The organism is Mycobacterium rhizamassiliense, assembly GCF_900157375.1.
Classification (GTDB): domain Bacteria; phylum Actinomycetota; class Actinomycetes; order Mycobacteriales; family Mycobacteriaceae; genus Mycobacterium; species Mycobacterium rhizamassiliense.
Genome location: NZ_LT721901.1, coordinates 3,231,363 through 3,257,011 on the forward strand (window position 1 = coordinate 3,231,363; position 25,649 = coordinate 3,257,011).

General features: G+C 68.1%; 26 protein-coding genes and 1 tRNA gene. 14 read left to right on the forward strand and 13 right to left on the reverse strand.

Annotated features, from left to right (window positions below; genetic code table 11):
- Window positions 1-113: 113 nt before the first annotated feature.
- The 4 genes from MRAB57_RS15825 to MRAB57_RS15840 form a co-directional block, all read right to left on the reverse strand.
- Complete coding sequence (locus MRAB57_RS15825) at window positions 114-398, reverse strand: WXG100 family type VII secretion target (protein ID WP_020824001.1); 285 nt, start codon at window positions 396-398, stop codon at window positions 114-116.
- A gap of 43 nt (window positions 399-441) precedes the next feature.
- Entirely contained in the window at window positions 442-738 is a 297-nt protein-coding gene (locus tag MRAB57_RS15830; RefSeq protein WP_077088189.1) for a WXG100 family type VII secretion target, read from the reverse strand.
- A gap of 143 nt (window positions 739-881) precedes the next feature.
- On the reverse strand, window positions 882-2,021 hold the full coding sequence (locus MRAB57_RS15835; RefSeq protein WP_077088190.1) for a PPE family protein, SVP subgroup: 1,140 nt from the start codon (window positions 2,019-2,021) through the stop codon (window positions 882-884).
- A gap of 56 nt (window positions 2,022-2,077) precedes the next feature.
- Complete coding sequence (locus MRAB57_RS15840) at window positions 2,078-2,950, reverse strand: PE/PPE C-terminal domain-containing protein (protein WP_077088191.1); 873 nt, start codon at window positions 2,948-2,950, stop codon at window positions 2,078-2,080.
- Window positions 2,951-3,306: 356 nt separating this feature from the next.
- Between MRAB57_RS15840 and MRAB57_RS15845 the strand changes: the two genes are divergently transcribed.
- Window positions 3,307-3,380, forward strand: a tRNA-Leu gene (locus MRAB57_RS15845).
- A gap of 37 nt (window positions 3,381-3,417) precedes the next feature.
- On the opposite strand, the gene MRAB57_RS15850 is transcribed toward MRAB57_RS15845, so the two are convergent.
- The gene (locus MRAB57_RS15850; RefSeq protein WP_077088192.1) at window positions 3,418-3,753 is read right to left on the reverse strand and encodes a DUF732 domain-containing protein; all 336 of its coding nucleotides are present in this window, start codon (window positions 3,751-3,753) and stop codon (window positions 3,418-3,420) included.
- Window positions 3,754-3,914: 161 nt separating this feature from the next.
- The gene (locus MRAB57_RS15855; RefSeq protein ID WP_077088193.1) at window positions 3,915-5,147 is read right to left on the reverse strand and encodes a class I SAM-dependent methyltransferase; all 1,233 of its coding nucleotides are present in this window, start codon (window positions 5,145-5,147) and stop codon (window positions 3,915-3,917) included.
- 68 nt (window positions 5,148-5,215) lie between these two features.
- Here MRAB57_RS15855 and MRAB57_RS15860 point away from each other — a divergent pair, with 68 nt between their 5' ends.
- The 8 genes from MRAB57_RS15860 (at window position 5,216) to MRAB57_RS15895 (ending at window position 13,025) form a co-directional block, all read left to right on the forward strand.
- Window positions 5,216-5,998 (forward strand): hypothetical protein, encoded by a 783-nt coding sequence (locus MRAB57_RS15860; RefSeq protein WP_077088194.1) that lies wholly within the window; start codon window positions 5,216-5,218, stop codon window positions 5,996-5,998.
- A 73-nt stretch (window positions 5,999-6,071) separates the two neighbouring features.
- Window positions 6,072-6,827, forward strand: a complete 756-nt coding sequence (locus MRAB57_RS15865) for a dienelactone hydrolase family protein (RefSeq protein ID WP_077088195.1) — start codon at window positions 6,072-6,074, stop codon at window positions 6,825-6,827.
- A 10-nt stretch (window positions 6,828-6,837) separates the two neighbouring features.
- Window positions 6,838-7,110, forward strand: a complete 273-nt coding sequence (locus MRAB57_RS15870; protein WP_077088196.1) for a DUF6295 family protein — start codon at window positions 6,838-6,840, stop codon at window positions 7,108-7,110.
- 7 nt (window positions 7,111-7,117) lie between these two features.
- On the forward strand, window positions 7,118-7,888 hold the full coding sequence (locus MRAB57_RS15875; RefSeq protein ID WP_077088197.1) for a DUF427 domain-containing protein: 771 nt from the start codon (window positions 7,118-7,120) through the stop codon (window positions 7,886-7,888).
- A 420-nt stretch (window positions 7,889-8,308) separates the two neighbouring features.
- On the forward strand, window positions 8,309-9,472 hold the full coding sequence (locus MRAB57_RS15880) for a YncE family protein (protein ID WP_077088198.1): 1,164 nt from the start codon (window positions 8,309-8,311) through the stop codon (window positions 9,470-9,472).
- 129 nt (window positions 9,473-9,601) lie between these two features.
- Window positions 9,602-11,233, forward strand: a complete 1,632-nt coding sequence (locus MRAB57_RS15885) for a long-chain fatty acid--CoA ligase (RefSeq protein ID WP_077088199.1) — start codon at window positions 9,602-9,604, stop codon at window positions 11,231-11,233.
- Between the two features lie 33 nt (window positions 11,234-11,266).
- Window positions 11,267-12,154, forward strand: a complete 888-nt coding sequence (locus MRAB57_RS15890) for a class II glutamine amidotransferase (protein WP_077088200.1) — start codon at window positions 11,267-11,269, stop codon at window positions 12,152-12,154.
- A gap of 1 nt (window position 12,155) precedes the next feature.
- Window positions 12,156-13,025 (forward strand): patatin-like phospholipase family protein, encoded by an 870-nt coding sequence (locus tag MRAB57_RS15895; protein ID WP_077088201.1) that lies wholly within the window; start codon window positions 12,156-12,158, stop codon window positions 13,023-13,025.
- Between the two features lie 47 nt (window positions 13,026-13,072).
- Here MRAB57_RS15895 and MRAB57_RS15900 read toward each other — a convergent pair whose 3' ends face one another.
- Window positions 13,073-14,110, reverse strand: a complete 1,038-nt coding sequence (locus MRAB57_RS15900; protein WP_245835937.1) for a patatin-like phospholipase family protein — start codon at window positions 14,108-14,110, stop codon at window positions 13,073-13,075.
- Between the two features lie 90 nt (window positions 14,111-14,200).
- Window positions 14,201-14,656 carry a lipoprotein LpqV gene (locus MRAB57_RS15905; protein WP_077088203.1) on the reverse strand — a complete coding sequence of 152 codons (456 nt, stop codon included), beginning with the start codon at window positions 14,654-14,656 and terminating at the stop codon, window positions 14,201-14,203.
- 113 nt (window positions 14,657-14,769) lie between these two features.
- Between MRAB57_RS15905 and MRAB57_RS15910 the strand changes: the two genes are divergently transcribed.
- Complete coding sequence (locus tag MRAB57_RS15910) at window positions 14,770-15,354, forward strand: cupin domain-containing protein (RefSeq protein WP_077088204.1); 585 nt, start codon at window positions 14,770-14,772, stop codon at window positions 15,352-15,354.
- Window positions 15,354-15,797: a rhodanese-like domain-containing protein gene (locus MRAB57_RS15915; protein ID WP_077088205.1), complete on the forward strand. Its 444-nt coding sequence runs from the start codon at window positions 15,354-15,356 to the stop codon at window positions 15,795-15,797. The genes MRAB57_RS15910 and MRAB57_RS15915 overlap by 1 nt, the downstream gene beginning before the upstream one ends.
- Here MRAB57_RS15915 and MRAB57_RS15920 read toward each other — a convergent pair whose 3' ends face one another.
- From MRAB57_RS15920 to MRAB57_RS15930, 3 genes are read right to left on the reverse strand one after another with little or no spacing between them, the layout of a single operon-like run.
- A complete protein-coding gene (locus MRAB57_RS15920) occupies window positions 15,798-17,516 on the reverse strand; it encodes an alpha/beta hydrolase (protein ID WP_077088206.1) in 1,719 nt (572 codons plus the stop codon).
- 9 nt (window positions 17,517-17,525) lie between these two features.
- Window positions 17,526-18,308 carry an enoyl-CoA hydratase gene (locus tag MRAB57_RS15925; RefSeq protein WP_077088207.1) on the reverse strand — a complete coding sequence of 261 codons (783 nt, stop codon included), beginning with the start codon at window positions 18,306-18,308 and terminating at the stop codon, window positions 17,526-17,528.
- A 14-nt stretch (window positions 18,309-18,322) separates the two neighbouring features.
- Window positions 18,323-19,360, reverse strand: coding sequence for an enoyl-CoA hydratase/isomerase family protein (locus MRAB57_RS15930; RefSeq protein WP_108638093.1), 1,038 nt, complete (start codon window positions 19,358-19,360; stop codon window positions 18,323-18,325).
- Between the two features lie 262 nt (window positions 19,361-19,622).
- Between MRAB57_RS15930 and MRAB57_RS15935 the strand changes: the two genes are divergently transcribed.
- Window positions 19,623-20,468, forward strand: coding sequence for a Bax inhibitor-1/YccA family protein (locus tag MRAB57_RS15935; RefSeq protein ID WP_077088208.1), 846 nt, complete (start codon window positions 19,623-19,625; stop codon window positions 20,466-20,468).
- Between the two features lie 144 nt (window positions 20,469-20,612).
- On the opposite strand, the gene MRAB57_RS15940 is transcribed toward MRAB57_RS15935, so the two are convergent.
- On the reverse strand, window positions 20,613-21,830 hold the full coding sequence (locus tag MRAB57_RS15940) for an acetyl-CoA C-acetyltransferase (RefSeq protein WP_077088209.1): 1,218 nt from the start codon (window positions 21,828-21,830) through the stop codon (window positions 20,613-20,615).
- Between the two features lie 73 nt (window positions 21,831-21,903).
- Window positions 21,904-22,881, reverse strand: a complete 978-nt coding sequence (locus MRAB57_RS15945) for an SGNH/GDSL hydrolase family protein (protein WP_077088210.1) — start codon at window positions 22,879-22,881, stop codon at window positions 21,904-21,906.
- A gap of 228 nt (window positions 22,882-23,109) precedes the next feature.
- On the opposite strand from MRAB57_RS15945, the gene MRAB57_RS15950 reads away from it, so the two are divergent.
- Together MRAB57_RS15950 and MRAB57_RS15955 are read left to right on the forward strand one after the other, a co-directional pair.
- The gene (locus MRAB57_RS15950; RefSeq protein ID WP_077088211.1) at window positions 23,110-24,177 is read left to right on the forward strand and encodes an alpha/beta hydrolase; all 1,068 of its coding nucleotides are present in this window, start codon (window positions 23,110-23,112) and stop codon (window positions 24,175-24,177) included.
- A gap of 57 nt (window positions 24,178-24,234) precedes the next feature.
- The gene (locus MRAB57_RS15955) at window positions 24,235-25,629 is read left to right on the forward strand and encodes a cystathionine beta-synthase (RefSeq protein ID WP_077088212.1); all 1,395 of its coding nucleotides are present in this window, start codon (window positions 24,235-24,237) and stop codon (window positions 25,627-25,629) included.
- Window positions 25,630-25,649: the final 20 nt, after the last annotated feature.

Genomic DNA, 25,649 nt, shown 5'->3' on the forward strand with positions numbered 1-25,649 from the left:
TCACGGAACGGTTTACCCGCCGCGGTGCGGATGCACGGGCGCCGACGGGCTTGCCGCCGCAAACAACGGGGCCGCACACCCATCGGTGTGCGGCCCCGGAGGAGAGCGTTGCGTCAGGCCCAGCTGGACCCGACGGCACTGTCGGTGCTCGCCATGTTGTTGCCGGCGCTTTGCACCTTCTGGCCGTGGGAGTTGGCCTGCTCGTAGATCACCTGGAAGTTGCGACCCAACTGGGTGATGAACTCCTGGCAAGCCACCGAACCGGCGCCGCCCCAGAAGTCGCCGGCAGCAAGCACATCACGAACGATGGCCTGGTGCTCGGCCTCCAGCGAGGCGGCCTGGGCGCGGATCAAAGCGCCGTGGGCGTCGACGTCTCCGAACTGGTAATTGATGCTCATGGTCTAGGTCCTCCTATAGAAGAAGTAGTGGGGTCTCTCGGGACTAGTGGCTGAGGGCCTGCTGCGAGGCCTGCTCTTGCGTCTCGTAGTTGTTCGCGTCGCGGATCAGACCGTCGCGCACTCCGTGGAGCATGTTGACGATGTTGGTGAAGGCCTGATTCATCTGACCCATGGTGTCGTAGGACGTCGCCTGGGCCTGGCCGCTCCAGCCGGCACCGGCGATGTTCATCGACGATGACCACATCTTGCGGGCCTCGTCCGACACCGTCTGCGCGTGCATCTCGAAGCGACCTGCCATCGACCGCATCGCGTGCGGGTCGGTCATAAAACGTGTTGCCATTTGTTTTCTCCTTGTGTTCCAAGCTTCAGTAGTTCCGAAGTCTTTCAGTTGGTATCAGCGTGGCGGTTGCCGCTCGCGGAACAGATTGCGGCTCAGCGGTTAACGGCAAACCTCATCCGAGTGACATGTGCCCCCTTCTCCGATCAGATCACCACCTGCTTGGGCATGACGATGGGCTTGAAGCCGTAGCGCGGCCCGGCGTAGGCCCCGGCGCCCTTCGCGCCGGCGCCCACCATCCCCGGCATGCCGGGTGCGCCGACGCCCGGTGCGGCCTCGTCGACGGCGGCGGTCCAGCCCGAGCCCTCCAGCGGCGCGACGGACGACGCCAACGACGCTTCGGTCTGGGCGGCTCCCGCCCAGGTGGCCGGCACCGATAGCTTGCCGACCGTGGTGGCCTGACCGACGCCGGCCGACGCCCCCATGCCGGCCCAGCTGCCCACGCCGGCCATCGGCCGTACCGAGTTCACCACCGTTCCCTCGACCACGCCTGCCCCGTCGGCGGAGGTCACGTCGCCCACCGCGGCCGCCGGCACCGTGGCACCGGCGAGCGTGTGCCCGAGTGAAACGGCAGTCGGGATGGTGTTACCGACGAACCAAGCCGCGGTGTTGACGCCACCGTTGATGCCGTTGAAGAAGAACGGCGTTCCGATCAAGCCGTCGGCCGCGGTGATGATGTCCCCAGCGTTGAGCGCCGGAGCTGCCGCGGCGTTCACGGCGTTCGCGGCGGCGCCGGTGTCGGCGGCCGTCGAGATGGGGAGGATGGCCCCCGTCACGTCCATGGGCGGCGCGGTGAGTCCGGGGAGGGCCGCCGCGTCCGCCCCTTGGTAGGCGTTCATCACCGCGATGTCTGTGGTCTCGAACCCCGCATACGCGGTCTCCAGCGTCGCCACGGTGGCGGCGGTGAAAGGCAATCCCCCGAGCGCGGCGTAGTAGGCGGTGCGATTCGCCGTGACCGTCGCGAGGTCCACCACTCCTGACCTCGCCGCCTCGTAGGCCATCAGCGACGCCGCGACCGCGGCCTGCGCCGCCTCGACCTCCGTTTGGGTGGTGGTCAGCCAGTTGATGTACTGGTTGGCCGCGGCCAGGGCCGCTGCCGCGCCAGCGCCCTGCCAGCCGGTGTCATTGACCAGGCCCGCGAATGTGGATGTCCAAATGGCCGCGGTGTCGCCCAGTTGGGCGGCCAGGGTGGTCAACGCGGTCGAGGCGGCAGCCAGTGTCGCTCCTTGGTCGCCTGCCACAATCTGCGCCGCGATGACCTCGGGGATTACGGCTGTGAAACTCATCTGTGTCCCATTCCTTCTAGATGATCGAATTCGGCTGGTTCGTTACAGGTGCTCGGCTAGACGGTCGCCGGCTTGGGCATGACGATCGGCTTCACGCCGTAGCGCGGTGCGCCGAATCCGGCGGCACTGCGCCCGGCGCCGCCCGTGACCATTCCGGGCATGCCGGGTATGAACGACCCCGACGCGGCCGGCGCGGGTGCGGTCCAGCCCACCGTCCGAAGCGGTGAGGTGACGGTGCCGGTCACCGGCGTGACCGCCCCGCCCCAGCTCGGCGGCGCGGAGAGGTTGCCGACCAGGGTGCCGCCGCCCATGGCTCCCATCGGCATCCCACCGAAGCCGCCCATGCCCGCCCCGACGGGCGTGGTGTCGCTGGCCAGTGCTGCCGCGACGCCGGCGTCGCCGATGGTGTCCGAACCGGCCGGGAGCAGACCGCCGCCGGCCATGCCGAGCAGGTCGGACATGGCCGACGCCCAGTTGCCGCCACCGATGTTCATGTAGTTGGCGAGGTTGCCCGACAGGCTGAACGGTTCGCCGTTGAGGCTGCCGGAGGGGCCGCCGAAGAGCTGGGCGATGGAGGTGAGGATGCTGCCGTCGCCCGCGCTGGCCGCCGGGGCGTTGGCCGCGTTCGCCACGGCGCTGGCCGCGTTGGTGGCCTCCGCGAAGTTGTAGGTGTCGCTCGCGGTGCTCAGGTTGGTGATGAACTGGGTCGCATAGGACTGACCGTTGGTGAGGGCCGTCTGAAGCGTGGTGGCCCAGGCCGTGACCGCCGCGGCTTGCGGTATCGACACCGTGTCGGCTCCGGGCGCGACGACCGTGGTGGTCGGTCCGGCGACCCCGGCGATCACCGTGGACAACTCAGCGTCAGCGTTGCTGAGCGCCGTGACGGCGGCCTGCAGTACTCCGGCCCCTAGGGTGAATGATGGTGCCATTGATTGCTCCTCGTGCTGTTCGGAACTTGCCGATCCTTTGCTGGGTCGACCCTGTGTGTTGGCGTACGAGCCCCTGTGTGCGCGTAACGCTAATTGCCCCCACAGCCACATTCCCGATGCAAATGGCCAAGGTGACAGCCGTTTACGGCTTCTTAACGCTGGCGCTGGCAGTCTTAACAAGGTCCCGTCGCAGGTCATAGCAGTGTCACCTGCCGCTTGCGACGATTCGGGGAGGACACGCGCGGAGCGCGGCATCCTACGTGAACCGTAGGTGGTCCGCACCTTCGGAATTTGCCCGATTTCGGGCGGATGCGGTGTCGCAGGCCCGAGCTAGGCGCGCTAGATTCGCCGCCGAGGCCCCCATAGCCCAATTGGCAGAGGCAGCGGACTTAAAATCCGCCCAGTGTCGGTTCGAGTCCGACTGGGGGCACCGGAATTTGACCGGGGGTTACGTGAGCCGGCGGGCCTCAGCCCGACATCTTGGACCGGTTTTGCGGGCAGTAGGCGGCAATCGCCGCGCCCACGATGCTGCCGGCGCCGTTATTGCTCACCCCGAGCGATTTCTTCACATCACCGACGGTTTGCGCCATCGTGTCGCCGGCGTCGAAGTCGGCGCACACCGCATGCCCGACGTTGATCATCGTTCCGTCCTGGCCGGGTGCCCAGCTCAGCCCCCGCTGCTGCAGCGTTTGCAAGTACTGGTCGTCCGCGGGATCGGCACCGGCCGGTGCAGCGGTGGCGACGACAACGAAGCCGGCCACCACGGCAGCGATCGGACCGGCCAACCGTGTCGCGTTCTTCATTGGCTGACTCCTTGTTGTGAATTACCGTCGTGCAAGCTTCGAATCCTAACGACGTCTCGACGTTATGTCGCGACGGCAAAATTCGCCAGATGCAAGCCCGGCCCGCACGGGGGCGTCGCGGTACCGCGATGACAACACGAAACAGCTTGCGCCGCAATCACTTACGCAGGCATTCTGCCGCCGTCGATGGCCATCGACAGGAAGTCCAGCCGCCACAGGCGCTGAAACAGCTTGCGGGCGAAGCCCTCTGCCGCGGCGGTGTCGGCGGGCTGCCCGTCGTCGCGCTGGGCGGTCAGGGCGGCGATTTCGCGGATGCTGCGGTGGCCGTCGACGAGTTGCGCGAACGCCAGCTGCTCCGGCGGCAGCGTGATCCGGGCGGCGGGTCCGACGAGCTCGGCGCCAGACAGCGCACACGCGGTGCGCGCCAGTGGGACGTAGTCGAGGGACCGCGTCGACGAGAAGTCGATCGTGTAGCGCTCTTTCGGGCGTTCGGGGTGGCAGGCCATGAAGAAATGTGTCGCGTTGAGCGTCTGCAGGCGCTCCATCACCGACCACAGCTCGACGCCGTCCGGCAGAGCCGCCAGCTCGGCCTGCAATCCGCTGGCCGGTTCCCGGAAGTCGTGCGGGTAGTAGGGCGCCTTGTTGAACCAGCCCTGGAACGCGAGCCCCGCGGCGGCGACCAGGTCGAGGCACCCCGGCACCGTGTAGGTGCGCGCGCGTCCGTGCAGAAACGTGTCGACCAGCGCGCCGTCGGTCTGCAGATCGCGGGCCACCTTCAGGTAGCTGTGCACGGGATGATCGGCGGGCAGCACCGCGATGGTGTCCTTGACCAGCTGCACCGACGCATCGTCCTGGCCCAGGCCGAGGTCGCGAAAGACCGACTCGAGCAGCTCGACGCCGGTCCGGCCGTACTTGGCGTACAGCATGACCCCGATGGCGCCGTCGGGTCGCAGGCAGCCCGCGAGCGCGCGCATGCCGGTTTGGGGATCGGCCATGTGGTGCAGCACGCCGGTGGACACGATCAGGTCGAAATCTCTTTGCAGCGTGGACAATTCCTCGATGGGCAGCTGGTGCAGCTCCAGGTTGTCCAGGCTGTGCCTGCCCTTCAGGTACCGCTGATGATCCAGTGCCGATTGGCTGACGTCGACGGCGACGACCTTGGCGTCGCGATTGGTGAAGGCGAAGACCGCCGCCTGGTTGGCGCCGCAACCCGCGATCAGGATGTCGAGATTTGGCCGGTAGTCCAGGTCCGGCCACAGCACCCGGTGCGCGCGAAACGGGTCGAACCACTCCCAGTTGTTCTTGGAGTAGGCCTCCAGATCGGCGATCGGCGGCGGGTATTGCCAGCGATCGTATTGCCGGGAGACAACGTCATTGCGCGGATCGTCGTTCACTACAGACGCAATCTAATGGCTTTGCCCGGCCGCCGCGGCGTGAACCGTCACTCATAGGATGACGCAGCATGGGCATGCTGTTTGGCTTCGCGCCGTGGATCGTCTACTGGGTCCTGGTCGGAAACGTCCCGTTCGCCGCCGCCGTTCTGGTCGCGCTCGTGATCGCGATCGCCGCATTCGTGGTCAGCAGGGTGTTGGGGAAGCCGGGACGCACGCTGGAAATCGGAGCTGTCGCAACGTTCGTGGTGCTGGCGGTCCTGACGTTCACGCTCAGCGACTCGTTCATGCAGCGGTGGATCCAGCCGCTGAGCAACGCGGGCATCTTCCTGGTGGCGTTGATCGGCCTGCTGATCGGTAAGCCGTTCGTGCGGGAGTTCGCCGCGGCCGAGCAGCCTCCCGACATCGTCAAGACCGAGTTGTTCGCACGCATCACCACGGTTTTGACCTGGGTATGGGTCGCGGCATTCGCCGGCATGACGGTGTCGTCGGCGATCCCGCCGATCGTGCAGGGGGATGCCACCATCCTGGACACCAAGACCCCGCTGTCGTTCGTCTGTTACTGGGTGATCCCGTTCTCGCTGTTGGGTCTGGCGGCGCTGGCGTCCCGCTGGTTGCCGGATCGGATGCTGGTCGGCATCGACGACGTCGCCAGGGAGACGTCGTTCGTGGCCTACGACGAGGCGACCATCGACGAGCTGTACTACCTCGCCCAAGAGCATGCCAACCGCGAGGTGGGCCCGGGCAAGGAGGCCTACAACGTCAAGGTCGGCGGGATGGGGACCCCGTTGACCGGAGACGAGTCCCGGAAATCGTGGCCCTCGACCTACAAGGTGCGCGACCGCCGGGGCTAGCGTTCACCTCGGCGATTCCTGAGTTGGATACGTTGGTGGCGTCGGGCGCACCCACCAACCAAGGAGCATCGCGATGAACGCGTTCAGCCCAGATGCCATTCGCGCAGAGACGATCAGCGTCATCGGCCACGGCGGCGACGAGATCGAGGCCTACCTCGCGACGCCGCTCGCCGACGGATCGCGCGGCAGCATCGTCTGGATCCATCACATGCCGGGCTACGACCGGGAGACCAAGGAATTCGTGCGGCGGCTCGCGGTCAGCGGCTATCACGTCATCGCCCCGAATCTCTACTCGCGCGAGGCGCCGGGTGCTGCGCCCGACGACGCCGCTGCGGCGGCGCGCGCGGCGGGCGGGGTGCCGGACGAGCGGTTGGTCGGCGACGTGGCCGGCGTGGTGGCGCACCTGGGCAATCTGCCGGGGGCCAACGGCAAGTTCGGCGTCATCGGGCACTGTTCGGGCGGGCGGCACGCATACCTGGCGGCGTGCTCGCTGCCGTTCGACGCCGCGGTGGACTGCTACGGCGCCTTTATCGTCGAGGACCCGCCCGAGGGCATGCCCAAGGCGATGAAGCCGATCCTGGGCCTCGCGTCGAACCTGAGCTGCCCGCTGCTGGGCCTGTTCGGAGCCGACGACAAGTTCCCCGCGCCGCCCGCGGTGGCGACGCTGGACGCCGAGCTGGACAAGCTGGGCAAGCACCACGAGTTCCACTCCTACGAGGGCGCGGGCCACGCGTTCTTCTCCGTCGACCGGCCGGCGTACCGGCCGGAGGCCGCCGTCGACGGATGGCGCCACATCGACGAGTTCTTCGCCACGTACCTGAAAGGCTAGGCGCGGCCGCATGTGCACATATCTGACCGAACACGTCGAGATAGACGGCAGCGGCAAGGGGCCGACGGGGTGGTTCGGCGCCAACCGCGCGACGGTGTACATCGACCACGCGGTGCACGCGCCGTACACCCACACGGTGAACATCGACGTGATCAATCCGGAGCTGGGGCCATCGGCGCGGGTGGCGCTGGAACTCACCGAGGAAAGCGCGCTGGCGCTGGCCGACGCCATCCACAAAGCGATTTCGCACGCCCCGGCCGGCCTGGCCTCACGGGATCAGTAGGTCCGCGATGTCCGCCGAACCTGATTACCCGCAGACCGCCACCGAGCGCGGCCGGGTGGAGCCCGCACCCCGGCGCGTCCGCGGCTACCTCGGCTCCGAGCTGGTGTTCGACACCACCGCGGCCCGCTATGTGTGGGAAATGCCTTATTACCCAGCCTATTACGTGCCATTGGCCGATGTCCGGGCGGAGTTTCTGCGCGACGAAGACCACCCGCAGAAGGTGCAATTCGGCGCGTCGCAGTTGCACTCACTGGTCGGCGGCGGCCAGACGCACCCGTCCGCGGCGCGGGTGTTCGACGCCGGCACCGACAGCCCGGTCGCCGGCATGGTGCGATTCGAGTGGGCTGCGTTGCGGTGGTTCGAGGAGGACGAACCGATCTACGTCCACCCGCGCAGCCCGTACACGCGAGTCGACGCGCTGCGCTCGCATCGCCACGTCCGCGTCGAGCTGGACGGCGTCGTGCTGGCCGACACCGCATCCCCGGTCCTGTTGTTCGAAACCGGTTTGCCCACAAGGTATTACATCGATCCGGCCGATATCGTCTTCGAGCACCTGGAACCCAGCGCCACGCAGACGTCGTGCCCCTACAAGGGCACGACGACGGGCTACTGGTCGGTGCGGGCCGGCGACTCGGTACATCCCGACCTGGCGTGGACCTACCACTTCCCGGTGCCGGCCGTCGGTCAGATCGCCGGCCTGGTGGCGTTCTACAACGAGAAGCTGGACATCGCCGTCGACGGCGTCGCCCTGCCGCGGCCGGATACGCACTTCAGCTAACCCGTTTGCGGGACTTCACTGCGAAGAAAATTCCTCCGGCGACACGGTGACCTGCGAAATGTGACGTTTACCTCCTTTTGCTCTAATATGCTGAGAATTTCTTATCGAAAGCCAATATATATGTGGCGCACATGGGTTAGCTGCAGCTATATAACATACTGCTAACGCCATATATCTAGTTTGCCTGAGAGCGCGAATACTAATAATCCGATAAATGGAATGCGCGGCCCGTTTAGGCCGATTGCGTGACATGGATAACAGGGGTTTATTTAGCGGCGGCGGCGGAAAACCCGATGGATAGAATTGACCGACAGGACAGCATTACGTGCTGGAATCCGCGTAGCCGAGGACCACTGGTCGCGCAGCGACGTTTGACCTGGACCCGGACAGCCGGACCACAACAGCAAAGGCGGTGCCACCATGAGCGACATCAAGGGCCGGGAGGCCGCCACCGAAGCATTAGAGCTCGACGCTGCGGCGATCGAGCCCCTCTCCGTCGAGATCCCCGTCGGCAACGGCCCGATCAGCGGCCTCGCCACCAACGGCGACGGCAGCCGGCTGATCGTGTCCAACTACGGCGGCAACAGCGTGTCCGTCATCGACACCGACCGTTGCCGCGTGATCGAAACCATCGACGGGCTCGACGAGCCGTTCGCCCTCGCCGGCGCAGGCCCGGGAACCGACCGGGCCTACGTCAGCACCGTGTCGCCCGCCTACGACTCCATCGCGGTGCTCGACACGGCCACCCACAGCGTGGTCGCGACGCATTCGCTCGCCTTGTCCGTCAGCGACCTGGCGGTCGCCGCGCGCGGCCGGCGCGTCTACGCCAGCCGCAACGGGGCCAACGTCGCCGACGTGGCCGTCCTGGACACCGAGACCGGCGAAATCGAGACGATCGAGCTCGGCGTGCGGGAGCCGGGAACCACGGCCGACTGCGTCTGCGTCGGCCCCGGCGGCGACAGCGTCTACGTCGGCGTCAACGGATCGGCCGGCGGCCGGCTCGTCGTCATCGGCACCGACGCGCCGCCCGACGAACCGGCGCGCCCCCGGTGGCGCCAGCAGCCGGCCACCCGGCCGCGCGACCGCGCGCAGACGTCCTCGCGCGTCGTCGGTTCGGTGGACATCGGCCTGCCCGTGCGCGGCATCGCGCTCAGCCCCGACGGCGCGCTGGCCTACGTGGCCAGCTGCGATCCCGACGTGGGCGTGGTGGTCGACGTCGTCGACACCCGCAGGCACAAGATCAGCAGCACCCGCAAGCTCGGCGAACTCAGCGGCATCCTGACCGGACTGACGCTGAGCGCCGACGGCGACCGGGCGTACCTGGTCAGCGACGACCGCGTCACCGTGCTGTGCACACTGACCCACGACATCGTCGGCACCCTGCGGGCTCCCGCCCAGCCGTCGTGCGTTGTCGAAAGCCCGGATGGCAAGCGCCTCTACGTCGCCGACTACTCCGGCGCCGTCACCGTGGCGCCGGTCTCGTGGGCCGGGCAGCTGTCCGTCGAGGACGCCCTGCCCTGCGACGACGTACCCGCGGCGTGGGTGATGCCCGAGCTCATGGCTTACGAGCCCGCGCTCACCTAGTCTCGCCGACTAACCTCGGAATACGACGCGCGCTGTCCGGGGAACCCGTTCCCCAGGAGCGCCCACGGCGATAGCATTTCGCCGACCGGCATCAGGCGGCAGCGGCGCAGAGACCAGGGCGGTAGATCGATGGACAGCACGATGTCGGACTTCCCATTGACCATCACCGCGATCCTGCGGCATGGCTGCGGCGTCCACGGCGCCCGCACGGTCACGACCGCCACCAGCGACGGCTACCGGCACACCACCTACCGGGAATTGGGTCAGCAGGCTGCGCAGCTCGCAAACGCGTTGCGCCGCCTCGGTATTACCGGCGACGAGCGCGTCGCGACGTTCATGTGGAACAACGCCGAACACCTGGCGGTCTACCTGGCGGCGCCCTCGATGGGCGCGGTCCTGCACACCCTCAACATCCGGCTGTTCCCCGAGCAGATCGCCTTCGTCGCCAACGAGGCCGAGGACCGGGTGGTGCTGGTGGACATGTCACTGGCCAAGCTCCTTGCGCCGGTACTGCCGCACCTCGAAACGGTGCACACCGTGATCGCGGTCGGCGAGGGCGACACCGCCGCGCTGGAGGAGTCGGGCAAGACGGTGCTGCGCTACGCGGAGTTGATCGATGGCGAGTCCACCGAATTCGACTGGCCGGACATCGACGAGAGGTCGGCGGCCGCGATGTGCTACACCAGCGGCACCACCGGGAACCCCAAAGGTGTTGTCTACAGCCATCGTTCGAGCTACCTACACACCATGGCCACGTGCAGCACCAACGGCATCGGGGTGGGATCCAGCGACCGGGTGTTTGCGATCGTGCCGATGTTTCACGCCAACGCCTGGGGCCTGCCGTACGCGGCGGTGATGGCGGGAGCCGACCTGGTGCTGCCCGATTGCAACATGAACCCCCCGGCCATCGTCGACATGATCGAGACGCAGCGGCCCACGGTGGCCGGCGCGGTGCCGACCATCTGGAACGACGTGATGCATCTCCTCGAAAAGGACCCCGACCACGACATCTCGTCGCTGCGCCTGGTCGGCTGCGGCGGCTCGGCCGTCCCGGTGTCGATGATGCGCACCTTCGAGGACAAGTACGGCGTCCAGATCCGGCAGCTGTGGGGCATGACCGAGACGTCGCCGCTGGCCACCCTGGCCTGGCCGTCGGTCGGCACCTCGGAAGATCGGCACTGGGCCATCCGCGGGACGCAGGGCCGACCGATCTGCGGCGTGGAGATGCGCATCGTCGCCGACGACGGCGCGGTGCTGCCCAACGACGGGCAGGCCGTGGGCGAGGTGGAGGTCCGCGGGCCGTGGATCACCGCCTCCTATTACCGCGGGCACGACGAATCCAAGTTTGACTCCGGCTGGCTGCGCACCGGCGACGTCGGCCGCGTCGACGAGGAGGGTTTCGTCACCCTCACCGACCGCGCCAAGGACGTGATCAAGTCCGGCGGGGAGTGGATCTCGTCGGTCGAACTGGAGACCTGCCTGATCGGTCACCCCGACGTGCTCGAGGCCGCGGTCGTCGCGGTTCCCGACGAGCGCTGGCAGGAACGGCCGCTGGCCGTCGTGGTGCTCAACGATGGCGCATCGGCCAGCGCCGCCGAGCTGCGAAAGTTCCTCGCGGACAAGGTCGTTCGATGGTGGTTGCCCGAACGGTGGGCGTTCGCCGACGAAATTCCGCGCACCAGCGTGGGCAAGTACGACAAGAAGACCATCCGGTCGCGTTACGCCGAGGACGGCTACGAGGTCGTCGAGGCGCGCGACTGAGAGGCGCCGCGCGGGCTTCGGTACCGTCTGACCATGTGTCGACTCTTCGGGCTGCACGCGGGCAAGCACGCGTGCGTCGCAACGTTTTGGCTGTTGGACGCCCCCGACAGCCTGTCCGAACAGAGCAGAAAGAACCCCGACGGCACCGGCTTGGGCGTCTTCGGCGCGGACGGCGAACCGCACCTGTACAAGGAGCCGATCGCCGCATGGCAGGACGCGACGTTCGCCACCGAGTCGCACCAGCTGACCGGCACGACGTTCATCGCCCATGTCCGCTACGCGACCACCGGCTCGCTGGACGTCCGCAACACCCACCCGTTCCAGCAGGATGGCAGGATCTTCGCGCACAACGGCGTGCTCGAGGGCCTCGATGTCCTGGACGAACGGCTGCGCGAGGTAGGCACCGACCACCTGGTGCAGGGCGACACCGACTCCGAGCGGATGTTCGCCTTGATCACCGCGTCCATTCGCGCACACGGCGGAGACATCCCGGCCGGCCTGGCCGACGCCATGAGATGGCTGGCGGACAACATCCCGATCTATGCGGTCAACGTGTTGCTGAGCACGGCCACCGACATCTGGGCGCTGCGCTACCCGGAAACCCATCAGCTTTGCCTGCTGGACCGGTCCGACGAGACGGCGGCAACTGAGCCGGAGTTCGACTTGCGTACCAAGCGAATTCACGCGCAGTCCGACTCGCTGTGCGCGCGACCGTCGGTGGTGCTGGCCACCGAACCGATGGACGACGACCCGCGCTGGCGGCTGTTGCACCCGGGCGAGCTGGTGCATGTCGACGCCGGCCTGCAGATCACCCGGACGCTGATTCTGCCGGACCCACCGCGGCATCTGCTGCGCCGGGAAGACCTCAGCGTGCCGGTCGAAGACGCGCAGCACGCGCTGCCGAACACCCGAAAGTTGTGACATGACGACCAAACGCGCGCTGGTGCTGGCCGGCGGGGGGATAGCCGGGATCGCTTGGGAGACCGGCGTTCTGCGGGGTATCGCCGACGAGTCACCGGCGGCGGCGCGGCTGCTGCTGGAATCCGACGTCCTGGTCGGCACGTCGGCCGGCTCGGCGGTCTCGGCGCAGATCGGCAGCGGCGACACGCTAGAGGCACTATTCGACCGGCAGGTCGGCGAGGCATCGGGGGAGATCGATTCCGGCGTCGACTTCGAGACCATCACCGAACTCTTCCTGACGGCGCTGGGCGGGCCCTACGAGCCGTCGCTGGACAAGACGCGTCAGCAGATGCAGCGCATCGGCGCCGTGGCGCTGACCACCGCGACCGTCGCCGAGCCGGTGCGCCGCGGGGTCATCGCGCAGCGCTTGCCGGCGCACGATTGGCCGCGGCGCACCCTGCGCATCACCGCAATCGACACCGCCACCGGCGAATTGGTGGTGTTCGACCGGGATTCGGGCGTCGAGCTCGTCGACGCGGTGGCGGCCAGCTGCGCGGTGCCCGGCGCGTGGCCGCCGGTGACGATCGACGGCAGGCGCTACATGGACGGCGGGATCGCGAGCCCGGTCAACGTGGGGGTCGCGCGCGATTGCGATGCGGCCGTGGTCCTGGTGCCCTCGGCGCCCGACGCGCCCTGGCCGTTCGGCGACGGGCCGGTCGCGGAGCTCGCGGCGTTCCCCGGAGCGACGCTCGCCGTGTTCGCCGACGCCGACTCGTTGGAGGCGTTCGGGCCCAACCTGCTGGATCCGCGCTGCCGCATCCCCTCGGCGCTGGCCGGGCGCGAACAGGGCCGCCGCGAAGCGCCGGCGATCGCGCGGTTCCTGGGCGTCTGATCAGACCGCGAGTTCCCTTTTGCCACAAGGTGTCTCGTGGCGGGAGGCTAGCCCTGGGCCGCGGGTGGTTCGGGTTGCTCCGTCGCCCGTTCGTGGGAATCCAGCGCCTGCTCGGCCAGCGCGCGGCCGACCTCGATCATCTCTGCCGCGCGGTGGAAATCCAGGCTTCGGCACGTCGAGCGCGGCACCTCGATCAGCAGGTCGGCCGGATACGCCGACAGCGTGTGGCGGGTCAGCGCGGACTGGGCGATGTCGAACGCGCGGTAGACCACCTCGAAGCTGCCCAGCTTCGGAACTTCAAGCGCCGCATCGAGTTCGTGCTCCTCGCTGCCGGGCAGTTCCTCGTCCGATTCGTCCGCCGTCCCGAGTCGGCTCAACACGGCCCGCGCGGTCGGCCGGTCGAGCAGCGAGCGGACAGCGCTGGTGTCGAGCAGCGCGGAAGTGCTGCGCACCATGCGGTTCAGCCACTCGGCCGTCGCGCCCGGCTCCGGCTCGCGCTTGTCGATCACCTCGCTGCCGCTGACGGCCACGGCGATCGTCAGGTCGGCATTGACCGCCGCGAGCGGGGCCATCGGCAGCGGATCCAGGATGCCGCCGTCGGCAAGCAGCCGGCCGTCGACCTCGTACGGGGCGATGACGCCGGGGATCGCGATGGAGGCCCGAATCGCCTCGTCGAGGGGGCCGCGCTGAAACCACACCGACTTTCCGGCCAGCAGGTCGGTGGCGACCGCGGTGTAGGGGATCGGCAGGTCTTCGATGGCGACCGGGCCCAGGATGTCGCGCACGGCGTCCAGGATCTTGCCGGCCCGCAGCACGCCGGCCGCGCTGATCGACGGGTCGAGCAGCCGCAGGATGGTGCGCTGGGTCAGCGACTTCGCCCAGTCGGCGAACTCGTCGAGGTGCCCGGCCGCATGCAGCCCGCCGACGATCGCACCCATCGAAGAGCCGGTGACCCCCACGATCTCGTAGCCGCGCGCGGTCAGCGCCTCGATCACCCCGATGTGGGCGTAGCCCCGGGCGCCGCCGCTGCCCAGCGCCACCGCCACCCGCGGCGGTGCTGATGGACGTGTGACTTCCCCGGGCACCCGTCCATTTTGCGTTGCGCAGCGCGCCGGCGCCGGGCCGGGAGGGGGTTTTTTCACGCGTGATCGTAATTGCGCATGGGGTCGAATCGGCTAGCCGCATTCGTCGCCGGCGGCGGCGACCGCGGCGGTGATCACGGCCGCCTGCCGGGCCGGCGTCAGCTCCGCCCACCGGGCATTCCAGCTGCCCGGGGTGCCGGACGGCGCGGCCTGAACCATCGCCAGATAGGGCTCCAGCAGCGACTGACCACCGGCTTTGGGCTGGGCTTCCATCCACACCTTTGCGGCGTGACAGGCCTGGTAGTACTGCTCTTCGGTCGACTCCGCCGGGACGTCGACCCTGGTCGTGACGCCGGCGGGGGAGATCCCGACCGCGCCGGGGGGCGCCGCGCTCGGGATGCGCGCACTGGCCGACGGGCGCGCCGACGACGAGGGGGCCGTGGCGCTGGGGGCGCCGTGCGCGCACGCGACGAGCCCGAGCGGACCGGCCAACCCGGCCGCCACGACGACCGCGGCCCACCGCGGGGACGTACGACAGCAGCGACGCACAGAGTCAATTTATGCATACACTGGCGGCCGTGATCGAGCGCTTCGGATTTTGTGAGTGTTGTCGGCCTTAACGCCGCCGCTTGCCCATCCCGTTTTCCCTGGAGCTCTCACCAATGTCTTTGCCTGCCGTTAGTTCCGTTGCGCCGCGTCCACGAGGCCTGGCTTCGCCAGCCGCCGGTCCCACGCGCCTGCGGGTTTCCGACCTGCTGCATGCCACCGATCAGGCCGCTGACGACGTCCTGTCCGGACGCTGCGACCACCTGCTGCCCGAGGACGGCGTCCCGCGGTCGCAGCGCTGGTTCACCCGCGTCCACGGCGACGACGAGCTGGATATCTGGCTGATCAGCTGGGTCCGGGGCCACGCGACCGAGCTGCACGACCACGGGGGATCGCTGGGCGCGCTGACCGTGTTGTCCGGGTCGCTCAACGAATTCCGCTGGGACGGCCGGGGATTGCGCCGGCGCCGGCTGGATGCCGGCGATCAGGCCGGGTTTCCGCTGGGCTGGGTGCACGACGTGGTGTGGGCGCCGCGCCCGTCGCCGGGGCCGGTGATCTCCCTCAACGGGCCGGTGACGCCGACCCTGAGCGTGCACGCCTACTCGCCGCCGCTGTCGGCCATGTCGTACTACGACATCACCGAGCGCAACACGCTGCGCCGCCAGCGCACCGAGCTGACCGATCAACCGGAGGGGACGTGATGAGCAGCCGCATCGACGTGGTTTTGAGATCGGCTCGGCGCCGGTTACGGCGCCTGCCTGCCGCCCAGGTGCCCGACGCGCTGCGCCGCGGCGCGGTGCTGGTCGACATCCGGCCGCAGGCCCAGCGGTTTCGCGAAGGCGAGGTGCCGGGCGCCCTGATCATCGAACGCAACGTCCTGGAATGGCGTTGCGACCCCACCAGCGACGCCCGGCTGCCCGAGGCCGTCGGCGACGACGTCCATTGGGTGATCCTGTGTTCGGAGGGCTACACGTCCAGCCTGGCGGCGGCGGCCCTGCTCGACATCGGCCTGCACCGCGCCACCGACGTCATCGGCGGCTACCACGCGCTGGCCGGCGCGGGCGTGCTCGACGAGCTGCGCGGTGAGCCGCCCGCCCCAGCGGCGCTGGCCAACGCCGGCGGCGCCGTACGACGCTGGCTCTAGTCACTCGTTGGAATGCAGCATCGGCCGCAGCTTCTCGGTCTTCTCCGGCGTCCACCCCGGCGGTGACAGCACCGCGGCCCAGCCGTCGGCGACGTCGGCGACATAGCGGTGGCCGTGCCCGTCTGGCACGTCCACCGCGACCGCCATGTCGGCCGAGACCTGCAGGAACGTCACGACCGGAATCCAACGGGTTTGCGGCAGCACGTCGTAGCCCCGCCTTTCGCGCAGCCAATCCGGCTTGCTGAACAGCAGATCCGGCGTCCACCACGCGATCGGGTCGGACGCGTGCTGCAAATACACCACCCGCGGATGTCCCCACGGGTCCTTGGGGCGATCCAAATTGCTTGGGCGAGCGACGAATCGGACGTTGCGGCCGTCGTGGTAGATCGGTAGCCACTGCGGCGAACCGGAGTCGCGTGTCGCCGTCAGGTCCGTCCAGATGGTGTTGTTGAACGTCGGTCCGCTGAACAACGCGCCGTCGGTGCGGGCCAGCACGTTGTTGAGGCTCATGAACGGCGCCTCGCCCCCGAAGGATCCGAGGCTCTCACCGAACACGACGAGCTTGGGCCGTTGCTCCTCGGGCAGCTGCCGGATCAGTCGATCCACCGCCTCGAACAGGGCCTGCCCGGCGTGCCGCGCATTCTCCTTGTCCACCAGGAAGGACAACCAGCTCGGCAAGAACGAGTACTGCATGCTCACGATCGCGGTGTTGCCGTTGTACATGTACTCCAGCGCCGAGGCTTCGGCCTCGTTGATCCAGCCGGTCCCGGTGGTCGTTGCGACCGCGACGACCTGGCGCTGCAGGCCGCCTTCGCGTTGCAGTTCGCGCGCCGCCAGCTCGGCGGTCGCGGTGATGCCGTCGGCGGAATCCAGCCCGGCGTAGGCGCGGATCGGTTCGACGGCCGGGGCGCCGTTGAAAGCGCTCAGCTGGTCGAGGTGGGGGCCGCCGCTGACGAAGATGCGGCCCTGGTGGCCCAGCGACTCCCACGACACCAGCGATTCGGGGCCGCCCGATCGCAGTGCGCTTTTTGGCGCTGCGGTGTCCGGGCTCATCTCGTTGTTGGCCGAGGCGAACGTGTTGTTCAGGGTCCGCATCGTGTACTTGATCACCACACCGTTGAGCAGGGTGATCGTCAGCGCCACCAGCGCGACCACCACGATGGTCACCGAGAGGCGGAAGGTAGCGATCCGATCGAGTTCGCCCACCAGGAATTTGACCAGCCAGCGAATGAACTGGCCGATTTCGACGACGGTGAACAGCGCCACGAGCGACAGGACTGCGGACAGCGGGTAGTCATACCACTGCAGGTGCGCCACGCCCATCAGGTCGCGCACATCGTCCTGCCACACGTGAAACCAGATCGCCATCAGCACCTGGCCGACCACGGCGACTGGGATCAGCACCTTCCACGCCCAGCGCGGCGCCGGCGGGCTGGACTTCGATTCACGCATGTAGCGCACCAGCCAGACCGAAAAGACGCCCAGCCCATAGCCGATGGCGCCGGAGAACCCGCTGACCAGCCCCTGGAACAGCGGGCCGCGGGGCAGCAGCGACGGCGTTAGGGAAAACCAGATGAAGATCAGGCCGACCGAGGTGCCGGTGAACGTATAATGCCTTACCCACCAAGGCTTTCGGACAGCCCCCGGAGCTACTGCGGTACCTTGGGCGCTGGCGTCGGGCTGGGCATCGGTGGTTGTCGCAGAGCCCGTTTCGCTCATCGCAGCAGCTTACCGATGGGTGAAGTTGGGAGCGCGTTTTTCGATGAAGGCCGTCATTCCCTCGGACTGGTCGTCGGTCGCGAAAGTCGAATGGAACAGCCGGCGTTCGTAGAGCAGCCCCTCGGTCAGGGTGGACTCGAAGGCGCGGTTGACGGCTTCTTTGGCCATCCGGGCGGCCGACAGCGACATCTGCGAAATGGTGGTCGCGACGGCCTTGGCCTCGGTCAGCAGGTCGTCGGCCGGCACCACCCGCGAAACCAGGCCGCTGCGTTCGGCTTCCTCGGCGCCGATGGTGCGACCGGTCAGGATCAGGTCCATCGCCTTGGCCTTGCCGATGGCGCGGGTCAGGCGCTGCGAACCGCCCATGCCGGGCAGCACGCCGAGCTTGATCTCCGGCTGGCCGAATTTGGCGGTGTCGGCGGCGATCAGCAGGTCGCACATCATCGCGAGCTCACACCCGCCGCCCAGTGCATGCCCGGCCACCGCGGCGATCGTCGGCGTCCGGACGGCGGCCAGCTTGGCCCACGGGGCGAAGAAGTCGGCGCTGAACGCGTCGGCGAAACTCAGGTCGGCCATCTCCTTGATGTCGGCGCCCGCGGCGAACGCCTTGGCCGAACCGGTGATGATGATGGCGCCCACACCCGGGTCATTGTCGAATTCGGTTGCGGCGGTGGTTACTTCGTGCATCACCTGGCTGTTGAGCGCGTTGAGCGCCTGCGGCCGGTTCAGGGTGATGATGGCTACCCGCTCGTCGCGTTCGACCAGGATGGTTTCGTAGCTTGTTTCCGTCATTGCACATCGCCTTTCTAGAAACTCAAGTCGTCGTCGACCGGCGCGAAGTACGCCTCGATGTCAGCCGCCGTCACCTCGGCAAGCGTTGCCGGTGACCACTTCGGATTGCGATCCTTGTCGATCAGCTGCGCCCGGATGCCCTCCACCAGGTCGTGTGACCGAAGCGACGCCGAAGACACCCGATAGTCTTGAACCAGAACGTCTTTCACTGTTTCCAATTTGCCGGCGCGGCGCACCGCCGCCAAGGTCACCGAAAGCGAGATCGGGGATCGGGTGGCGATCAGGTCGGCGGCGTCGTTCGCCGGGCCCGCGTCGTGCGCGCGCAACCGTGCGACGATGTCCTCGACGGTTTCACCCGCGTAGCATTCGTCGATCCAATCACGTTGTGCGGCAAGGGCACTGGGTGGTGGCTCGATGGCGTGCTTGGCGAGCGCGTCCTGGACGCCGTCGGCGACGACGGTCCGGGTGAACGCCTCGAGATCGCCGTGTGGCACATAGTGGTCGGCGAACCCCATGGCGATGGCGTCGGTTCCGGAGAACGGTGCGCCGGTCAGCGCGGCGTGCAGACCCAGGCCGCCCGGCGCCCTGGACAGCAGAAACATCCCGCCGACATCGGGGATGAAGCCGATGCCGACCTCGGGCATCGCGATCTTGGAGCGGTCGGTCACCACGCGGGTGTTCGCGTGCGCGCTGACACCGACGCCGCCACCCATCACGATGCCGTCCATCAACGCCACATACGGCTTGGCGAATTCGGCGATCTGGGCGTTGAGCAGATACTCGTCGCGCCAGAAGCGTCGCGCCTCGATGCCGTCCTTGCGCGCGCTGTGATAGATCGAAACCACGTCGCCGCCGGCGCACAACCCGCGCTCGCCGGCACCGGTCAGCACCACCGCGCGCACGGAATCGTCGGTCGCCCAGCGGTCGAGCAGCGGCGCCAGCGCGTCCACCATGGTCTGGTTCAGCGAGTTGATCGCCTTGGGGCGGTTGAGCGTGATCAAGCCGACACCGTTGTCGACCCGGGACAAGACCTCGTCGGTTTCCTCAGCCACACCGTCGGTCACGCCCGAGCCTCCCATCGCCGGAATTGGTGCCCGAGGCGTGGCAATAACGGCCGCCCGGGCCTTGACCAGCAATCTAGAGCGTGCCAACAGCAGCGTTTTTGGCGGGTAAGGATTATCTTTAAGCCGACGACAGCATCGGAGCCCGGAAACACCTAATAAAACCCAGCTCCACTGGGAACCCGGGACGACGACCGCTCGTTGAGCAGGTGTTCGCACAGCTCGAACCACAGTCTTAGGAGAGGATCCGACGGTGCGGGAAACAAGCAACCCGGTATTTCGTTCGCTGCCCAAGCAGAGCGGCGGATACGCGCAATTCGGCACTGGCATGGGTGCCGGTCAGCAGGGTTACTACCAGGCCGACCCCTACGCGGCGCCGTACCAGGAGGCCAGGGCCTCGAGGCCGCTGACCATCGACGACGTCGTCACGAAGACCGGCATCACGCTGGCCGTGCTGACGGCCACGGCGGTCGTTTCTTACTTCCTGGTGTCGGCCAACCTGGCGCTGGCGATGCCGCTGACCCTGATCGGCGCGCTGGGCGGCCTCGGGCTGGTCCTGGTGGCCACCTTCGGGCGCAAGCAGGACAGCCCGGCGATCGTGCTCAGCTACGCGGTGCTCGAGGGCCTGTTCCTCGGCGCCGTCTCGTTCGTCTTCGCCAACTTCACGGTGTCGCACGTCAGTGCCGGCATGCTGATCTTGCAGGCGGTCCTGGGTACCCTCGGCGTCTTCTTCGGCATGCTCGTGGTCTACAAGACCGGCGCGATCAGAGTTACGCCAAAGTTCACCCGCTGGGTGGTCGGCGCGATGTTCGGCGCCCTGGCCCTGTTGCTTGGCAACTTCCTGCTGGCGATGTTCGGTGTGGGCGGCGGCGCCGGTCTGGGCCTGCGCAGCGGCGGCCCGATCGCGATCCTGTTCTCGCTGGTGATGATTGGCATCGCGGCGTTCAGCTTCCTGATCGACTTCGACGCGGCCGACCAGATGATCCGCGCGGGCGCGCCCGAGAAGGCGGCGTGGGGCATCGCACTCGGCCTGACCGTCACGCTGGTCTGGCTGTACCTCGAAATCCTGCGTCTGCTCAGTTATCTGCAGAACGATTAGCTGCTCTACGGGAGAAGCCGGCACGTCGATGAGGCGTGCCGGCTTCTTTGTGCGCTGAGGGTGTTTGGGTGTGCGGGGGCGGCGGGCCCGACCGGCGTGTCGCCGCCCTGGGCGCACGCCGGACCGCGAAGGCCTAGCTAAGGCCTAGCTGAGCCGCTCGATCACCATCGCCATGCCCTGGCCGCCGCCAACACACATGGTCTCCAGACCGAACGTCTTGTCGTGGGTCTGCAGGTTGTTGAGCAGCGTGGTGGCAATGCGCGCGCCCGTCATGCCGAACGGGTGGCCCAGCGCGATCGCGCCGCCGGACACGTTCAGCTTGTCCTCGTCGATCCCGAGCTCGCGGGCCGAGCCCAGCACCTGCACGGCGAAGGCCTCGTTGATCTCGAACAGGTCGATGTCGCTGACCGACAGGCCGGCTCGCTGCAGCGCCTTCTTGGTCGCCTCGATGGGGCCAAGGCCCATGATCTCGGGCGACAGGCCGCTCACGCCGGTGGACACGATGCGGGCCAGCGGGGTCAGGCCCAGCTCCTTGGCCTTGGTGTCGCTGGTGATCACCAGCGCGGCGGCGCCGTCGTTCAGCGGGCAGGCGTTGCCGGCGGTCACGGTGCCGTTGGGCCGGAATACCGGCTTGAGCTGGCTGATCTTCTCGTAGGTGGTGCCCGGCCGCGGCCCGTCGTCGGTGCTGACCGTCGTCCCGTCGGGCAGGGTGACCGGGATGATCTCGCGCTCGAAGAAGCCGCTCTTGATCGCTTCCTCGGCGCGGTTCTGGCTGCGCACGCCCCAGTGGTCCTGGTCCTCGCGGCTGACGCCGGTCAGCAGCGCGACGTTCTCCGCGGTCTGGCCCATGGCGATGTAGATGTCGGGGATGTTGCCGTCGGCGCGCGGGTCGTGCCATTCGTCGGCGCCCTCGGCCGCCGCGGCCGAGCGCTCCTGCGCGTCGCCGAACACTTCGTTCTTGGTCTCCGGCCACGAGTCTGCGCTGCCCTTGACGAACCGGGACACGGTCTCCACACCCGCGGAGATGAACGCGTCGCCCTCGCCCGCCTTGATCGCGTGGAACGCCATCCGGCTGGTCTGCAACGACGACGAGCAGTACCGGTTGACGGTGGTACCGGGCAGGAAGTCGTAGCCGAGCTCGACGGCGACGACGCGGGCCAGGTTGTATCCGGACTCACCGGCAGGCTGGCCGCAGCCCAGGATCAGGTCGTCGATCTGGTGCGGGTTCAGGGCGGGCACTTTGTCGAGCGCGGCGCGCACGATCTGGACGGTCAGATCGTCGGGGCGCATGCTGACCAGCGATCCCTTCATGGCGCGTCCGATCGGTGAGCGCGCGGCGGAGACGATGACGGCTTCGGGCATGACGGTTCCCTTCGATCCCTTCCAACGGATACCGGCTCGCCCACGAACGGGTGGCAAACCAGCAGAGATGAATCTAGTCGCTGCCCGTTTCCTGGTACGACGACGGGGCGGCCGAACTGGAGGCGGGGCGCCGCCACAGCCGGGCCATGGCGCTCAATCGCGTGTTGGCGGGACCGAACTCGGGCTCACCCGACCGCGCGGCCACGTTGAGCACCGGGCTGTGTACCTCCTGGCCCAACGCGTCGCACAACGCCACCAGCAGCTGCGCCGCGGCCAGCGCGTAGGCGGTCGGCGAGGGGTGGAAGCCGTCGGCGGAGAACATCAGCTCCGGCGTCGCCCGGAACTGGGGCGCCAGCAGGTTCGCCAGCGGCACCGGGGTACCGCCGGCCGAACGCACTGCGGCGGCCTGCGCGCGGGCCAGCCGCGCGGTCCGGGCGTGCGCCAGCGAGCGCAGCGGCTGCGGGATCGCGGAGATGACGCCCAGATCCGGGCAGGTGCCGACGACCACCACCGCGCCGCGGTTGCGCAACTTCGTCACCGTCCTGCCCAGCCGCCGCGCCGACGGAGTGATCCCGTTCAGCGCGGTGATGTCGTTGGCGCCGATCATCATCACGGCGAGGTCCGGCGGCGCTCCGGCCACGAACATCGCATCGACTTGGCCCGAAACACCTTTCGAGGTAGCGCCCACAATCGCCTTGGTGCTCAATCGAATTCGTTTGCCCGTCTGAGCGGCGAGCCCACGGGCGACCAGTACACCCGGCACCTCTTCGGCGCTCATGCAGCCGTAACCGGTTGCGGTCGAGTCCCCGAAGATCATCAGGTGCAGGTCCGCCGACATGCCGCGCTGCCATCGCTCCACGGGTCCGCCGCCGGGCGTGTAGACGCCGTCGGCGCGGGGCGGGACATCCCACGCCTTGGGGATGACAGTGCGCGCGTGAGTAGCCTGGCCGACAAGCAGATTGCGCGCCCCCAAATAGGCCGTACCCGTAGAGGCGAGTGCACCCGCTGTGGCCAGGGCGATGGTCGAACGACGCGGCAACCGCATGGTCACGCGCCCAGTCTAGAACCGCGGCCGCATTTGTGCGGGTTGCCGGCAAACAATGTGGTCACGTTGTGAATCAAATGTGGTATCAAATCAGACTCTTCAAACGTTGCACACAGAAATGGCTGCGAAGCTAAGTTTACGGGAGGGGCTGAACCACTCGGCGAGGGGAATCGACTGACGCTCAGCTGACTCCACATGCTGTATCGCACTACAACGACGTAGAAAGTGGCGAGCATGAGCGCACCAAGTAGGGTTTCCGGCTCACCCAGAGAGGCCATTCGGCCGCGCGATGTCCTCAAGGCACGCAAGGCACAAACCCGCAAGTACGCCAGCAGCGACGGCGCCCCGGTCGAGGTACTCGAATCCGGGCCCAGTGTCGCCGCCCGGGTCGCCAGCCTGGCGGCGCGGGTGACCATCCGGCCGATTCTGGCCGTCGGCAGCAACGCCCCCACGCTCCCGTGGCCTTGGGGCGTCCTCGATTTCGCGGCTAAGGCGCTGCTTCCGGTCTCGGCCACCGTTCGCGACACCGTCGAACTGCCCCATGCTTCGGCGCAGCTGGTGCGCGCGCCCGGCGTGCTGCCGGCCGACGGCACCCGGCGGATCGTCGTCTACTTCCACGGCGGAGCGTTCCTCACCTGCGGGGCGAACTCGCATGGCCGCATCGTCGAGGCCATCTCGAACTTCGCCGATTCGCCGGTGCTGGTGGTGAATTACCGTCTGCTGCCCAAACATTCGGTCGGCATGGCGCTCGACGACTGTTACGACGCCTACCAGTGGGCGCGGCACCGCGGCTTCCCGGCCGACCAGATCGTGCTGGGCGGCGACTCCGCGGGCGGCTACCTGGCGCTGGCCCTCGCGCAGCGGCTGCAGCGCGAGGGTGAGGAGCCGGCGGCGCTGGTGGCTATCTCGCCGCTGCTGCAGCTCGCCAAGGAACACAAGCAGGCCCACCCCAACATCAAGACCGACGCGATGTTCCCGGCCAATGCGTTCGACGCGCTCGTCAAGCTGGTCGCCAGCGCCGCCGAGAAGAACATCGTGGACGGCAAACCGGAAGAAATATACGAGCCCCTGGACCACATCACGCCCGGACTCCCGCGCACCCTGATTCATGTGTCCGGGTCCGAAGTGCTGCTGCACGACGCGCAATTGGCGGCCAGCAGGCTTGCGGCCGTTGGGGTTCCGGCCGAGGTGCGCGTCTGGCCCGGCCAGATGCACGACTTCCAGCTGGCGGCGCCGCTGGTGCCGGAGGCGCAACGCTCGCTGCGCCAGATCGGCGATTACATCCGCGAAGCCACCGGCTGACGGCCCCACCCGCGGAGTGGATGTGCGCGGCGCGATATCGCCTGAGACGATGAACGCATGCGAATCGCGCAGCACATCAGCGAGCTGATCGGCGGCACGCCGCTGGTCCGGTTGAACTCCGTCATTCCCGCCGGCGCCGGCACGGTGGCGGCAAAGGTCGAATACCTCAACCCGGGCGGCAGCTCCAAGGACCGCATCGCGGTGAACATGATCGACGACGCCGAAGCCAAGGGGTTGCTGAAGCCGGGCGGCACCATCGTCGAACCCACCTCGGGCAACACCGGCGTCGGGCTGGCCCTGGTCGCCCAGCAGCGCGGCTACAAGTGCGTCTTCGTCTGCCCCGACAAGGTCGGCGAGGACAAGCGCAACGTGCTGCTCGCCTACGGCGCCGAGGTGGTGGTGTGCCCGACGGCCGTCCCGCCCGAGCACCCGAACAGCTACTACACCGTCTCGGACCGGTTGGTCACCGAGATCGACGGCGCCTGGAAGCCAGACCAGTACGCGAACCCGCAGGGCCCGGCCAGCCACTACGAGACCACCGGCCCGGAGATCTGGGCCGACACCGACGGAAAGATCACCCACTTCGTCGCAGGTATCGGCACCGGCGGGACGATCACCGGGGCGGGCCGCTACCTCAAGGAGGTGTCCGGCGGCGCGGTGCGCGTCATCGGCGCCGACCCCGAGGGCTCGGTGTATTCGGGCGGCACCGGGCGGCCCTACCTGGTCGAGGGCGTCGGCGAGGACTTCTGGCCGGCCGCCTACGACCCTTCGGTGCCCGACCAGATCATCGCGGTGTCCGACTCCGACTCGTTCGACATGACCAGGCGGCTGGCCCGGGAAGAGGCGATGCTGGTCGGCGGCTCGTGCGGCATGGCGGTGGTCGCCGCGTCGAAGGTGGCTGAGGAGGCCGGCCCCGACGCGCTGGTCGTGGTGCTGCTGCCGGACGGCGGCCGCGGCTACCTGTCGAAGATCTTCAACGACGCGTGGATGTCGTCCTACGGCTTCTTCCGCAGTCGCCTCGACGGCTCGACGGAACAACAGACCGTCGGCGACGTGTTGCGCGGAAAGTCCGGCGCGCTACCCGATCTGGTGCACACGCACCCGTCCGAGACTGTGCGCGACGCGATCGGCATCCTGCGCGAATACGGGGTGTCCCAGATGCCGGTCGTCGGCGCCGAGCCGCCGGTGATGGCCGGCGAGGTCGCAGGCAGTGTCTCCGAACGCGAACTGCTCTCGGCGGTGTTCGAGGGCCGGGCCAAGCTGGCCGACGCCGTCTCCGAGCACATGAGTCCGCCGCTGCGAATGATCGGCGCCGGCGAATTGGTCAGCGCTGCCGGGAAGGAACTGCGGGATTGGGACGCGCTGATGGTCGTCGAGCAGGGTAAACCCGTCGGCGTCATTACCCGGTATGACCTGCTGGGATTCCTCTCCGACCCGCCGCGGCGGCGCTGAAAGTTCGGCAAGGACCCATG